Here is a 13922-nt window from a genome sequence, read left to right on the forward strand (position 1 = left end):
TTCCCTTCTTTATCCTTCATCACTTTCTCCAGTGAGGTAACACTGATGAGTGAACTTGACCATATAGATTTTCGCGCGAACGTCCAACACGTACCAGCGCACGTACCCCAGTCGGTTCGCAAAGCGACGAGCAAATTTCTCGGCACGCGCGCGAACGTCGTCGGCATCGTCGGCGATGAACGCTGGCAGCAATTGCGCCAAGCCGGGCACGATATTCGCTTGCACACGCTCGATCACCTGGACTATTATTTGACGCGGCTCGAAGAAAATGTCGCGCGCGCGGGGGGCATCGTGCATTGGGCGCGCGACGCGGACGAAGCGCGGCGCATCGTGCTCGACATCGCGCACGAGCATAAGGTGAAACGCGCGGTCAAAGCGAAAAGCATGGCGACCGAAGAGATCGGTTTGAATCACGCGTTGATTGACGCGGGCGTTCAAACGCTCGAAACCGATCTCGGCGAATTCATCATTCAACTCGCCGGCGTCGGACCCTCGCACATTATCGTGCCGGCTGTGCATCTCACCAAAGAAGGCATCGCCGATTTGTTCACCGAAAAACTCGGCGTGAATGCGCCGCCCGATCCGCTCGAACTGTGCGCGATTGCGCGAACGAAACTGCGCGAGGAATTTCTCGCGGCGGATATGGGAATTTCCGGCGCGAACTTTATGGTCGCCGAATCCGGCACGCTCGTCATCGTGACGAATGAAGGCAACGGGCGCATGTGTACGACGTTGCCGCCGCTGCACGTCGCGGTCGTCGGCATTGACAAAGTCGTGCCCGATTTTGAAAGCGTGAATGTTCTGCTGAAACTTTTGCCGCGCAGCGCGACCGGGCAAAAAATGTCCACCTACACGTCGTTCATCACCGGACCGCGCCGCGCAACCGACGAAGGAGGACCGCAAGAGTTTCACCTGGTCTTGCTCGACAACGGGCGCACGCGCGTACTGCGCGATCATGTAACGCGCGAAACCTTGTTGTGCATTCGTTGCGGCGTCTGCTTGAATGTCTGTCCAGTGTACAATCACGTCGGCGGACACGCCTACGGCGCGGTCTATTCGGGACCGATTGGCGCGATCCTCGCACCGCAACTGCTCGGCGTCGCGCGCGCCGGCGATTTGCCGTTCGCGTCATCGCTCTGCGGTGCGTGCGCGGATTATTGCCCGGTGAAAATTCCGATTCCGCAAATCTTACTGCGCTTGCGCCATCGCGTCGTCGAAGGCGATCAGATCGAAGCGGCGACCGCGTCATCGGCGATTCGCGTCGGCACGCGCGTGGGTGCGTTCGCGTTGAGCCATTCATTGCTGTACGAGTTCGGCGCGCGCATGATGAAATTCGTTCAAGCGCCATTGCGTCGTGATGGTTGGTTGCCCAATTTGCCGCCGCCCGCGAATCGTTGGACGATGGCGCGCCCCTTGCCGGCATTCGGCGCGGATTTTCGCGATTGGTTTCGCAAGCGCACGCCCGCCGGTCGCCAGCGCGTTCAGAAACGCAAACTTGGAATCGGCTTGCTCTTTGCCGGCATTGCCGCGGTCGGCGCGTTCTTGTTGGCGCGGCGAAAGAAAGATTGAGTTTGGGATGTATGGCAAATTTCCAATTTGCCATTGGGCAATTTAGAAAATTGCCCTACAATATCGGAGGAGAATGGATGAACGCACGCGAACAAATTCTAGCGGATGTCCGCCTCGCGCTCCAACGCGATAATAATTCACCCGTCGCGCCGATTCCGCCCACCGCGCGCATCGCGCCGCGCGTGCCCGGCACGACGAATGAAGAACTCGCCATGCTTCTCGATGAAATCGGCAAACTCGGCGGCGTGACGCGACGCATTGCGCGCGCGGAAATTCGCGCGGCGCTCGCAGAAATCGTACGCGACGAGTCGGTGAAAAAAGCAACGGCTTGGGAAACGCCGGAAATGCGGGAGATGGGAATTGCGGAGACGTTGCGCGATCTCGGCGTCGAATTGATTTCGCCGCACGCGGACAAACGCGCGCTTGCGGAATGTGATCTCGGCATTACCAGCGCGGACGCCGCGTTTCCGGAAACGGGCACGTTGCTGTTACGCTCGTCGCCGGAGAAACCGCGGAGCGTGTCGCTGTTGCCGCGTGTCCACCTTGCCATCATCACGCCGACGATTCTGCGCGCCGACCTGATGCCGGCGTTCGCGGAAGTGAAAGGCGAAGGATACTGGGTCTTCGTCACGGGACCCAGTCGCACCGCCGACATCGAGTTGACCGTGACGATTGGTGTGCACGGTCCGAAAGCATTGCGCGTGTGGGTGGTCGAGTAGGCAGTTGGAGAATCGCCAGAATCCAGGTTTCTTGGAGAAACCTGGATTCTTTCTCTGCTTACCGATTGCATTTGGCGAAGACATGTGAGGAGGACTGCCCATGCTCAGTATCGCGGTTCGGCGGCTTTACAACCAGCAGATCGCGCGCACCAAGTTCAAAACGCCAAGCGAGATCGTCGCCTGGCTCGGCGCGCTCCAAGCCCAGGATTACGCCGGTGCAAAATGGTCGGTCGGTCTGCGTTTGCCAGGGAGTGCCGAGGCGGACATCGAACAAGCCATCGCCAACAAAACCATTATCCGAACCTGGGTCATGCGCGGCACGTTGCATTTCGTCGCGGCGGCGGACGTGCGCTGGATGCTCGCGCTTGTCGCGCCGCGGCTGATCGCCGGCAATGCGCGGCGCTACAAAGAACTCGAACTCGACGCGCGCACGCTCGCGCGCAGTAACGCGGTGCTCGCCAAGGCAGTGCAGGGCGGCAAGCCACTCACGCGCTCTGCCCTGTTTGCGATTCTCGAACAACACGGCATCTCGACCCAGGGACAGCGCGGCGTGTTCATGTTGCAGCGCGCGTCGCTCGATGGATTAATTTGCCAGGGCGTGATGCGGAGCAACGATCCCACTTTCATGTCGCTCGACGATGTGCTGCCGAAAACTAAAACGATAGAGCGTGACGACGCGTTGGCGGAACTGGCAAAGCGGTACTGGACGAGCCGTGGTCCGGCGACCTTGCAAGATTTTGTGTGGTGGTCGGGGCTTTGGGTGGCGGATGCGCGAGCCGGCTTGGAGCAAGTGAAATTGCAGTTTATCCAGGAAACAGTGGACGATAAAACCTATTGGCGGTTACGTTCCAAGCCAATATCAAAAACCCATTCGCCGACCGCGTATCTGTTGCCAGGGTTTGACGAGTATTTGCTTGGCTATAAAGATCGCCGCGCATCGCTCGACGAGCCGTGCTACAAAAGGTTGACTCCGCCGAATGGCATGTTGCCCTCGACCATCGTGATTGATGGTCGAGTTGTCGGGACCTGGAAGCGCACATTCGAAAAAGGCGCGGTGATCATCGCCTCAAATCCTTTTCGTCCATTGACCGCCGCTGAACGTCGCGCTCTTGTCGTCGCGGCAAAGCGTTACGGTGAATTCCTGGGTCTGCCATTTACCTTGGACGGCGAAACCTAATACAGCGATCCATATCTTTGACAGAATCCAGGTTTCTTGGAGAAACCTGGATTCTGTCGCGTTCACCGAACGGATTTGACGAAGGCATTGAGCTAAGAATAAAATAGATCTGCGTTCATCCGCGTCCTGGTATTTTGGATGCGCGTCATGGTTCAGGCGCGATCAACGCGCCATGCGCGTCAAAGCTCAACGGTCGCGCCGCGCCAATTTGTTCGAGCGTGGGCGCCATCGCCACCGATGGCAAGAGCGACTCGGAAACCCAAAGCAGATCGAGCGCAAGCGTGTTGCGAATCAACACCGCGCGCGCGCGTTCCGACGCGATGCCGGCAAGACCTGCTTCGATCACCTCGCGATCGGTCGGTAACGTGATCGGAATTTTTGCCCCAGCCAGGTTGTGCGCGGTCAGGCAATTGGTGTAGGTTGCCGCGATATCCATCTTGTCGCGCAAGCGTTGCGAAATCAAATCGCTATGACCGACGCCAATCGCGTTGCCGTGACTGTTCGGCGTCAAGTCGAGTACGGCGATCACGTTGATTAGCGGAGAGACCGGTCCGCCGGTGCGCCGCCACATTCCGATCACATTCAAGTCCATCCCAGTTCCGCTAATGTCCTTGCCCATCTCTTGCACGATGAGCAAATCAATCGGTTCGAATTCGGATGGAATCCTGGGTGTCAAGCGGCGCGCTAGGTCGAGCAATGCCGGCTCATCCGACTCGATGCGTTCCGCCGGGATCACTTCAATGCGCGCGGCTTGGTGCTGACCATTTTCGACGATGCCAATGCCCGCGAGCACCGGCAAGCGCGCCAGGACGACGCGCGCCGCGGCGGGCATCGCGTCCGCTACTCCCCAGTTGTGAATCTCTGCCGCGCCGCGCGGTTTGCCCAATCCGACCGCCAAAATTTTTAGCAAGCCACTCTCCCAGCGCGCCTTGAAAGCTGTGTGCTCTTTGATGCGATTGATCGCGATAATGCCGTCGGCGGTTGCGGCGTGTTTGTCGGCAAACACCGGCATTCCATTTTGTGTCTCGCCGATGTGCACCGTCTCGAGCGAACTGACGATTGGCACACCGGTCGCATCTTCGCCTAGCCCATAACCTTCGAGTACCTCGCGCTGACCTTCGGCGGTCCCGCCGCCGTGACTCCCCATTGCCGGCACGAGGAACGGTTGCGCGTTCAGCGCGCGTAATTCTTCGATCACCACGCGCACGATTTGAGGCATGCATGGAATCCCGCGGCTCGGCAGCGCGATGGCGACGCGCATCCCAGGTCGCACGCGCGCGTCCAGCGGAAGCGCGCGCAATCCGGCGCGCGTGGTGGCGTCAACATCGTCCACGCGCTCAAGCGAAACTTGTTGGCGAACCGGCGCAAACCGCAAATGGATCATTCGGTCTTATCCTCAGGTGTCTATATCCCACGCAAGACGTTAGCAAATTTGAAAATCGCGATTCATCAGCGGTCCCGCGCCTTCCGCCGCGCGGCACGCGTAGATCGGCGGTGTGACGCCGACGCGCGCGGCGTACTCGCGCGCAACATTCGCGCTGAATGCTTCTAGTGCATTCTCCGCGACGAGGTTGACCGTGCACCCGCCGAACCCCGCGCCGGTCAAGCGCGCGCCCCAGCATCCCGGTTGTCGCCGCGCAATCTCGACGAGGGTGTCGAGTTCCGCGCAACTCACCGCGAAATCGTCGCGTAGACTGGTATGCGATTCGTCCATCAATCGTCCAAACGTTTCTAGATCGTTTTGCCGCGCGGCATCCACCGCCGCGAGCACACGCGCGTTCTCGCGAATGATGTGCCGCGCGCGCCGCGCGACCTGGGACGGCAGTTCGTGTTCGCGGCGCGCGAATTCATCGGGAGTCACATCGCGTAACGCGGGCACGCCGAATAAACGCGCCGCTTGTTCGCACTCGGCGCGGCGCGTGTTGTACTCGGACGCGACCAAGCCGCGGCGCTTGAGCGTATCGCACACGACGATGCGCGCGCCGCGCGGGAGCGGCACGAATTGATACGTCAAATCGCGGCAGTCTATCAAGAGCGCGTGGTCGGCGCGCGCGAGCGCCGAGATGAACTGATCCATAATCCCGCTCTGCACGCCGAGGAATTCATTTTCGACGTGTTGGCACAGTTGCGCGATTTCAACGCGATTCAGCGTGAAGCCGGCAATCGTTTGAAACGCGAGCGCGGCGCACACTTCGAGCGCCGCGGACGATGACAAGCCGGAAGCAATCGGCACGTCGCTGTGAATCACAAGGTCCGCGCCAGTCAGCGCGATGCCGCGCGCCTGCAACGCCCACGCGACGCCGCGCACATAATTGCTCCACCGTTGCTCGTCATCGCGCGCGATCGCGTCGAGCGAAAACTCGGACAGTGCGCCGTCGAAATCAAGCGCGCACATTCGCACGACGCGATCGGAGCGACGGCGAATCGCAATATGCGCGGCGCGGTCAATCGCCATCGGCAAAACGAAACCGTCGTTGTAATCGGTGTGCTCGCCGATCAAGTTCACGCGCCCTGGCGCGCGGAGGAGGCGTTCAGACGCGGAATGAAAAACGCGCGTGAATTCGTTTTGAAGAGGCATCATTGCATCAACACCCGGAGATGGACGGCGGCAGATTCGGCGATCATATCGCGCTGCGGCTCGCCGAGCATTTCATAGCCGACCATAAATTTGCGGACGGTCGCGCTCCGCAAGAGCGGTGGATAAAAATGCGCGTGCAGATGCGCGGCGCTCGACGCATCGTTCACCGGCGCGACGTGCCAGCCCATCGAGTACGGAAACGACACGTCGAACACGCGGTCGTACGCGGCGGTAAGCCGGCGCAGAATGTCCGCGAGCGCGTCGCGTTCGTCGTCGTTCAAATTGGGCAACGCGCCGCGGTGCCGCCGCGCGAGGACCATCGTTTCAAAGGGCCACACTGCCCAGAACGGCACGAGCGCGACGAAATGCGCGTTCTCGACGACGATGCGTTCGCGTTGCGCGAGTTCGTGCACGAGGTAATCGCACAACAAACACGCGTGCTTCTCATCGCGATACGCGGCGAGCGACGCGAGTTCTTTAGCCGGTTCGGTTGGGATGTGCTCGGTCGCCCAGACCTGGCAATGCGGATGCGGATTGCTCGCACCCATCTGCGCGCCCTTGTTCTCGAACACCTGGACGTACCGAATAAATTCGCGCGCGCCCAGGTCGAGCGTTTGCGCGATCCACACATCCACAACGCGGCGAATGTCCGGTTGCGTCATTTGTGCGAGCGTGAGGTCGTGGCGCGGCGAAAAACAAATCACGCGGCAGATGCCGCGCTCGCTCGTCGCGCGCAGAATGCCGTGTGGGTCCAGTTCGTTCGCGGACGCGTCCGGCGTGAGCGCGGCGAAATCGTTATCGAAAACGAACGTGCTGTCGTACGCGGGATTCGGGTTGCCGCCGGCGCGCGTGTTGCCGGGACAGAGGTAACAGTCGGGATCGTACGCCGGGCGCGTGTCGGCGGGTGGCGCATCCACGTGACCCAGCCAGGGACGTTGCGTGCGATGCGGCGAGACGAGAATCCACTCGCGCGTGAGTGGATTGTAGCGACGATGCGGACTCGCAAATAGTTCCGCTGTGTTAGTTTCCGACCCAGGTTCGCTCATACGTGTGTTCCTTGTTATTGTTTTCCCACGAAGAACACAAAGGGCACGAAATTTTTCTTCGTGATCTTGGTGTCCTTCGTGGGAAAAATTCCGGATTGTTATTGGATAGGATTCACCGGCTCGACGAACACCTCGATCATCCCGCCGCACGACAAGCCCACATCCCACGCGGTTTCGTCCGCGATGCCGTACTTGAGCAGTTGCGGTTTGCCGCTTTTGATAACGCGCAACGCCGCTTCGATGACCGCGCCTTCGACGCAGCCGCCGCTCACCGAGCCGGCAAACTCGCCGCGCGAGTTGATCACCATTTTTGCGCCGAGTGGACGCGGCGTCGAGCCGCCGGTTTTGACGACGGTCGCGATGGCGACGGCATCGCCGCGTGTGCGCCACGCGTCTATCGTTGTGATTAAATCACGCATCGTTACCTCACCGAGATTGAAAAATAGCTGTGGCAATTGAAATTGCCCCGCGTACTTGTAGGGGCGAAGCATTCGCAGAATCTTGATGCTTAGATAATCGCGCCTCGAATGCGAGGTGCCTTGTCGCCGAATCGCAGTTTTGCGAATGCGTTGCCCCTATTTCTGTTCGCGTAATACGAGCCACAACGCGCCGAGCAACACGAGCAACGCGATAACCTGGGACGCGCGATAGCCGCCCGGCAAGAACGCGGCGTCCGCGCGAAAACCATCCACGAACACGCGCATCGCGCTGTACCATGCCAGGGCGATTAGCGCGCGCGTGCCCCCGCGCGCGGGTTGCCATCGCGCAAAAATGTAAAAGCCGATGCCGATGCCGATCAATTCGTACACTTGGACCGGATGACGCGCGACGCCCCACATCGGCACTGCCCAGGGCAGATCGGTCGGCATGCCGAATCCATCGCCGGCAAGAAATTGTCCCAGCGCGAGAATCGCGAGCGCGACGAGCGCGCCCAAGACGAATCCATCCGCGACGGAGGCAAGCGCCAAACGACGACGTTGGAGATACGCGATGACCGCGATGCCGCCAGCCAACACCCCAATCGGTACATCGAGCGTGCCGGGCGTCAGCGAAAAAACCTGAAGCCAGTCCTCCGCGTACGCGGAAAAATTTTGCGCGATGTATGCGAGCCGCGCGACCAGGATCGTCACGGCGACGCCCAGCGCGACGATGCTCCACGCGTCGTCGCCGCGCAAACCGCGCCGATGGAATTCGCGTTCGGCGAGATACGCTCCGAGCCACAGCGCGACGATCAACGCGAGCGTGGACGTTTGCAGCGCGGCGGGACCGATGTGGACGACCGGCAACATCAGCGTCGCTCCAGCAATTGCGTCAGTTGCGCTTCGATGTACGCGCGATTCATCGCGCCGAGGTACGCCGCGCGAATGATGCCGGCGCGGTCTATGAAAAACGAAGTGGGCAACGCGCCAACTTGGAAACTCGCCGCGACGCCGAGTTTGTCGTCGAGCAGAACGGGCAACGTCAGACCCAGCTCCTTGGCGTACGCCTCGACCGTCGCGCGGTCTTCGCCCACATCAATCGCAAGAACGACCACATCATGTTCGCGATGTTCGGTGGAAATGGCTTGCAACAGCGGCATCTCCGCGCGGCATGGCGGACACCACGTTGCCCAGAAATTGAGAATCACGATTTTGCCGCGCAGGTCGTCGGAGGCAAAGGTTGTGCCATCGAGCGCGGTTAGCGAAAACGCGGGCATCGCGAAATTCACGCGCGGTGCGATGCTGGGGGAGGCGGGATCGCTCGCCAAACGTGTGACGTGAATCCACGCGCCGCCGACGAGCGCGACAAAAATGAGGAGCGCGTCCATTTGCAATCGAGTGCGTAACATCGCGGACAATTATACGCGCATTGTTGCGCCCGCGCAATTAGTCGCGCGCGCGCCGTACACGACGAGGCGCGGCAGTTCTGCCGCGCCTCGTCGTGTACGCATGCGTCACCACGCTTTTTTGATTTCCTGGATCGCGAGCGTTGTCAGACGCCGATATGTTCGTTGCGGCGGCAGAATCACCGCCAACACAAACGGTCGTTCGTTGAGTGTAAGGTATCGGCAGACCAAGCGCGAACGGTCGCTGATGACGATGGATACTTCGTCCACTTCCGATAGTCCCAGGCGCGCTTGTGTTTGCACGACGAAATCTTTGACGAGCGTGACCATCGCCGCGACCGTCGCGGCATCGTACGGCGCCGGCGATGGCGCGACCGCGACGGGCAAGCCATCTTCGCTTGCCAAGACCGACACGGCAAAGTGTCCTGCTTGATTCATCTGCGCGAGAATTTCTTCGAAGGATGCTGGTTCAGCCGCGTAGGTGGGTGGTTTCGTCATGGCACGCTCCAATAAAGTTTGAGATCAGTCCGCATCTAGATTATGCCATCGCTTTGCGAACGCCATCCGCCGCGCGTTCCATTTGCAAAAAGACGAGACCCAGTTTGGAGTCTTTGCGCGCGACCACGCTGAGCACGGCTTCCGGTCCGGCGTTCATAATGATCGTGTACCCGTCGCCGCCTTCGACGAAGACGCGCGCGAGATGACCGTGCTCAAATTCCGCCGTCGTCTGTTCGCCGAGCGCGAGCATGGCTGCCGCCATCGCCGCGACGCGCCGTTCTTCGACGCTCTGCGGTAACTCGGATGCAATTGCAAACCCGTCTACGCTGATGATGCCCGCGCCCATCACGCCCGGCGTGGTGGATTGCAAAGTGCGAAGTAGTTCGGTTAACTGCGTTGTTAGATCTTTCTCAGCCATCTATGCCTCCTGGTTGCTTTGAATACTCGGATTTGACGCGTTGGCGCGAATGCAGTACAAGCACGCGCGTCCGGCGATCATCTCTACTGCTTCTTGATGTTCCAAACCGACCAAGCGCATATTCGCTTCGGAAATGGCGATTGTGTCGGTCCCCGTACTGCGGCACGCGATATTGACGACCGGATCCGGCATGTCTTCACGGACCCCGTGATGCACGATGCACAAGGGGTGCAGCGCGCTGCCGCCACCTTTGGTCAGGTGGCGATTATAATTCGCGACGAGTTTTTTCGCTTCGGGACTCCATTCGGAAATCTCGGCGGTGAACTCTTTGAACGGACATTGTTTCAAGATCACGAACTGATCGCCGGCAAGTTTGCCCGGCGCGAGTTCCATATTCTCCCTCCCCAGTTCAAACCCTGCCAATCTTGCGAGCGTAGTTGTTCCATTAAGCGATTGGGCGATGGCTTTGCCGGTCTGTACTAGTCCCAGGAATCGCGTGGTGGTGATGATGCTGTGGATGGCTGCCCACAGAGTCCAATAAATTCGATTACTTGTCAGCATAGTTCATTTCACGGCTTTCCGTATGCGTATGTCAGATGCGCGTTTGGACTTGGAGCGCTACGGCGTTGATCGCGGCTTTGAGCGTTTCGAAGACGCCCAGTCCTTGCGCGGCGGCGGCGGGAAAACACGGCGCGCCGTTCAGACCCAGGTTGAGCCGCAACGCGTCGAGCGTCAGCGTATTCGGCAGATCGCGTTTATTGAACTGGTAGATGATCGGCACGTGCGCCGACGCCAATCCCAAGTCGCGCAAGTTGGTGTGTAAATTCTCCAGGGTTTCGCAATTCTCGCTCATGCGCTCCGTTTGTGAATCGGCGACGAACACGACGCCGTCACATCCTTGCAAGACGACCTTGCGCGTCGCGAGGTAATACGTTTGCCCGGGCACGGTGTAGAGTTGAAACTTGGGCTTGAGTCCTTTGATGGGACTCAATTCGATCTGCAGAAAATCGAAAAAAATGGTGCGATCCTCGCGCGTTTTCAACGAGACCAAATCGCTGCGTAAGGTCGGGTTGGTCTTGGCGTGAACGTACTGCAGGTTCGTCGTCTTGCCGCTCATCGCCGGACCATAGTAGACGATTTTGAGATTGAGTTCGCGCGCTTTCCAATTGATGAACATCGTTGAGCGAATTCCCGGGATGGAGTCAGTTCGATTTCCAGAGACTGTCCAACTCGCTCGCGAGCGATGCCGCGAAATCGTTTGGCATCTCCGCGAGGGGCGCGCCGGGGACCATCAATTGCATTTCCCATTCGGGCGCCATCTTGGCGAGCGCCTCGACGGCTTTGCCGCTGAACAAGCGCACGAGACCGATTTGGACGTTGACACTGAACACGACGGCGAGCAGAAAACTCGTGCCAATCGTGTTGAGGTGCAAGTTCTGTTCGTCGCCTTGGTGGAATAACACTTGAAAGTGCCGACGCTCGCCGAGCAAGCGCGCCATCTCGGCGGTGGCGGCGACGTTGCTGGCGACGAGCGCGGCGAGCACCGTCGCATCGAGTCCTTTGGTGCGTCCGTGCGCGGCGAGGAGTTGCCCGCTGATATCCGCCAGCAGCGCGCACCGCGCGTTCGTTTTGCTGATCAGTTCGGAGAGCACTTTCTCGACGCGTTCAGAGTGTTCTTCGGATAGGGCAAGTCTTGACATTCAGATGATCCTTAGTTGCCCTAACCCGCGCGGCGCGCGCGCAAGCGTTCGATCGCGGCTTGGAGACTGGCTTGCATACGCGCGAGGGCTTCCGCCAATTCGCCAATTTCGTCATGACTGGTCACTTCGATCTTGGCGTCCAGCTCGCCGAGACTGATGCGGTCGGCGACGCTGCTCAAGCGGGTGAGGGGCACGGTGATCGCGCGTGACAAGGCGAGCGCGACGATGATCGCGACGATCAAGGCGATGCCGGAAATACCGATGGCAAGATACCCGGTGTTGTCTGCCACTGCGGTATAGGTCGAAAGCGGCGCAGCAACGACATAGCGCCACGGTTTGTTGGTGAGGGTAGCCATCGCCGCGCGGTGCCGCGCATCGCTCAGGTCTACCGCCGTTTCTAGCGTAGTCGTGCCCTTGCTTTGCGTTGCGGCGGCGATTTCAGGCAAGGGTTGCACCTCCACCTGGGTTGCCGCGTTTTTGCCAAAGCGTTTCTCGCTCACGAGTTTTTTCTCGATCTCCGCTGGCACCGGCGCTACGGCGCGATACCGGAGCATGGTGAGCAATGTAGGATTGATCTTGCTGCGACTATCGCCGAGACGAATTCCATTCTCATCCAGGAGCATGCCAAAGCTGCCGGTACCCGCCGCGCCCAAATCGTCCTCGATAAAGTCTTCTAACGCGTGGAGCGACAAGCGACTACGCACGACGCCGACGATGGCGCCGTTTTCATCTCTGACGGGTGCGCTAAAGAAGATGGCGGGTCGGTCGGTGATGAGTGAGATGGAGGGATCGGAAATGTACGACGCGCCTTTGAGCGCTTCGGAAACGTACAACCGTGAACTCACATCGGTACCCACATCGGCATCGGCGGAGGACAGCTCGATCACGCCAAAGCGGTTTACCACGGCGACAGTTTCATACTCGGGCGCCTTGGACGCGGCGGCTTTGAGCGCGGCGAGCGCATACGCTTTGTTCGCGGAATCATTCGGCGATTTCATAAACCGCGCAATTTCCGGTAATTGCGCCATGACGTTGACAAATTGGACGCCTTCCGTCAACGCCTCATCAATGCGTTCGGCGGTCGTTTGGCTAACGGCGATCAGACGCGCATCCGCTTCGCCGAGCAAACTGTTGCGTCCGATCACGACGACAAAGATACCGGTGATAATGACCGGCACAATCGCGAGCAAGCTGAAAAACAAAGTCAGTTTGGGACGAATTTTCCACGTAGACACGTCCCACAGAGACACGTTCGATTTGGCAGGGGCTTCGGCGATCATTCGACCTCCTTGATCTGGATGATAGATGTGATCAGATTAGTTACAACTTGCGAATAGCATCGAGCATGATTTGTTGAAAGCGCAATCGTTTGGCGTCGTCGCGCACTTCGGCGCTGATATCTTCCACGAGTTCGGCGATGCGGTCGCGCGGAAACTGCTCACGCGTTTCGCCGAGCGCGGCAATTTCGTCTTCGATGATGATGCTCGCCATCGGTCCGATCACGCGGGCGAATTCACGCGCCACCCAGTCGAAGAACTGGGCGTCAACGGTCAATTGCGGCGCGGCAAGGTTTCCGGTCGCGGGTTCAAGCAAGCCGGCTTGGCGCAATTGCTCGACGGATCGCGCGGCGAGCGCCGCGTCTATTCCCAGGTTCTGGGCGATTTCGGTAACGGTGCGCGCGCCGTTCACTTGCGCCAGCATCCGCCACGCCTCGGGTTTCAGATTCACTTCACTGTTTAGTTCGCGGCTGGACAGTTTGAAAACGACGTCAGTCATAGCATTGGGGTCAACCATCGCGGGTCGCTCCTACAAATTGGTTGGGAATCTGGCAAAGGTGGCTTGGGCTTGCCTCGCCAGGTTCCGGACGTTGGCATCGAGAGTTTATGGGAACCGCGCCCATGCGCCTGACGCGGGTGTGTTGTTTTCGTCCGTCGCGTCTACTTGCGTGTGGCGTTGGGCGGCGCGCTGCAACGCGCTTTGCACCGCAGCGTTCGCTTCGTACGTCGGCGCGGCGACGTTCACAGACATTCGCAACAACGCCCAATCTACCGGCGGCGCGCAGAGGACGAACGCAAACGCGTTGCCGAGGTCGCGCATAAAAATGCCGCCGCGTTCGCCGCGCAGTTCCAGTTCGAGCGATTTCTTGTCGCGCGCGTGAAACGCCGCCAACAGTTGCGCGAGGTGCGCGCCCAACTCGGCGGCTTGGATTTTATTCCACTCGTCGGCGACATACGCGCCCAAAATTTCGCCGCTTTCATCGCAGATGAATCCTTCGGACGCGCCGGGCACATCGCGCAGCGCGTTCAAGAAAACGCCATTCGCGATGTTGAGTTCTTGCAGGGCGAATCCAGCCCACTTGTCCGAGCGTAGTTTTTCGATCAGTGGCATAACG

17 protein-coding genes are annotated in these 13922 nt (G+C 59.6%); 3 read left to right on the forward strand and 14 right to left on the reverse strand.

Features of this window, described 5'->3' with window-relative positions; all coding sequences use genetic code 11:
- The first annotated feature begins 45 nt into the window (after positions 1-45).
- From HY868_26875 to HY868_26885, 3 genes are all read left to right on the forward strand, one after another.
- Positions 46-1569 (forward strand): iron-sulfur cluster-binding protein, encoded by a 1524-nt coding sequence (locus tag HY868_26875; GenBank protein ID MBI5305781.1) that lies wholly within the window; start codon positions 46-48, stop codon positions 1567-1569.
- A 77-nt stretch (positions 1570-1646) separates the two neighbouring features.
- Positions 1647-2288 (forward strand): LUD domain-containing protein, encoded by a 642-nt coding sequence (locus tag HY868_26880; GenBank protein MBI5305782.1) that lies wholly within the window; start codon positions 1647-1649, stop codon positions 2286-2288.
- A 94-nt stretch (positions 2289-2382) separates the two neighbouring features.
- Positions 2383-3465 (forward strand): AlkZ family DNA glycosylase, encoded by a 1083-nt coding sequence (locus HY868_26885; GenBank protein MBI5305783.1) that lies wholly within the window; start codon positions 2383-2385, stop codon positions 3463-3465.
- Between the two features lie 145 nt (positions 3466-3610).
- Here HY868_26885 and HY868_26890 read toward each other — a convergent pair whose 3' ends face one another.
- From HY868_26890 to HY868_26955, 14 genes are all read right to left on the reverse strand, one after another.
- Entirely contained in the window at positions 3611-4849 is a 1239-nt protein-coding gene (locus HY868_26890; protein MBI5305784.1) for a DUF2088 domain-containing protein, read from the reverse strand.
- Positions 4850-4888: 39 nt separating this feature from the next.
- Positions 4889-6046 carry a galactokinase gene (locus HY868_26895; GenBank protein MBI5305785.1) on the reverse strand — a complete coding sequence of 386 codons (1158 nt, stop codon included), beginning with the start codon at positions 6044-6046 and terminating at the stop codon, positions 4889-4891.
- On the reverse strand, positions 6043-7089 hold the full coding sequence (locus HY868_26900; GenBank protein MBI5305786.1) for a UDP-glucose--hexose-1-phosphate uridylyltransferase: 1047 nt from the start codon (positions 7087-7089) through the stop codon (positions 6043-6045). Before HY868_26900 ends, HY868_26895 begins: the two co-directional genes overlap by 4 nt.
- 98 nt (positions 7090-7187) lie before the next feature.
- Entirely contained in the window at positions 7188-7508 is a 321-nt protein-coding gene (locus HY868_26905; protein ID MBI5305787.1) for an XdhC family protein, read from the reverse strand.
- Between the two features lie 156 nt (positions 7509-7664).
- Entirely contained in the window at positions 7665-8378 is a 714-nt protein-coding gene (locus HY868_26910; protein MBI5305788.1) for a prolipoprotein diacylglyceryl transferase, read from the reverse strand.
- Positions 8378-8917, reverse strand: a complete 540-nt coding sequence (locus tag HY868_26915) for a TlpA family protein disulfide reductase (protein MBI5305789.1) — start codon at positions 8915-8917, stop codon at positions 8378-8380. The genes HY868_26910 and HY868_26915 overlap by 1 nt, the downstream gene beginning before the upstream one ends.
- A gap of 105 nt (positions 8918-9022) precedes the next feature.
- Entirely contained in the window at positions 9023-9412 is a 390-nt protein-coding gene (locus HY868_26920) for a hypothetical protein (protein ID MBI5305790.1), read from the reverse strand.
- A gap of 40 nt (positions 9413-9452) precedes the next feature.
- Positions 9453-9830, reverse strand: a complete 378-nt coding sequence (locus HY868_26925) for a roadblock/LC7 domain-containing protein (GenBank protein MBI5305791.1) — start codon at positions 9828-9830, stop codon at positions 9453-9455.
- Positions 9831-10391: a hypothetical protein gene (locus HY868_26930; protein MBI5305792.1), complete on the reverse strand. Its 561-nt coding sequence runs from the start codon at positions 10389-10391 to the stop codon at positions 9831-9833. It abuts the gene before it with no gap.
- Between the two features lie 31 nt (positions 10392-10422).
- Positions 10423-11007, reverse strand: a complete 585-nt coding sequence (locus HY868_26935) for a GTPase domain-containing protein (protein MBI5305793.1) — start codon at positions 11005-11007, stop codon at positions 10423-10425.
- Between the two features lie 25 nt (positions 11008-11032).
- Positions 11033-11530 (reverse strand): roadblock/LC7 domain-containing protein, encoded by a 498-nt coding sequence (locus tag HY868_26940; protein ID MBI5305794.1) that lies wholly within the window; start codon positions 11528-11530, stop codon positions 11033-11035.
- A gap of 20 nt (positions 11531-11550) precedes the next feature.
- Positions 11551-12810 (reverse strand): HAMP domain-containing protein, encoded by a 1260-nt coding sequence (locus HY868_26945; GenBank protein ID MBI5305795.1) that lies wholly within the window; start codon positions 12808-12810, stop codon positions 11551-11553.
- Between the two features lie 40 nt (positions 12811-12850).
- On the reverse strand, positions 12851-13306 hold the full coding sequence (locus tag HY868_26950; protein MBI5305796.1) for a MarR family transcriptional regulator: 456 nt from the start codon (positions 13304-13306) through the stop codon (positions 12851-12853).
- A 105-nt stretch (positions 13307-13411) separates the two neighbouring features.
- The gene (locus HY868_26955) at positions 13412-13918 is read right to left on the reverse strand and encodes a hypothetical protein (protein ID MBI5305797.1); all 507 of its coding nucleotides are present in this window, start codon (positions 13916-13918) and stop codon (positions 13412-13414) included.
- Positions 13919-13922: the final 4 nt, after the last annotated feature.

The organism is Chloroflexota bacterium (assembly GCA_016219275.1).
In the GTDB taxonomy this organism is placed as follows: Bacteria; Chloroflexota; Anaerolineae; order UBA4142; family UBA4142; genus JACRBM01.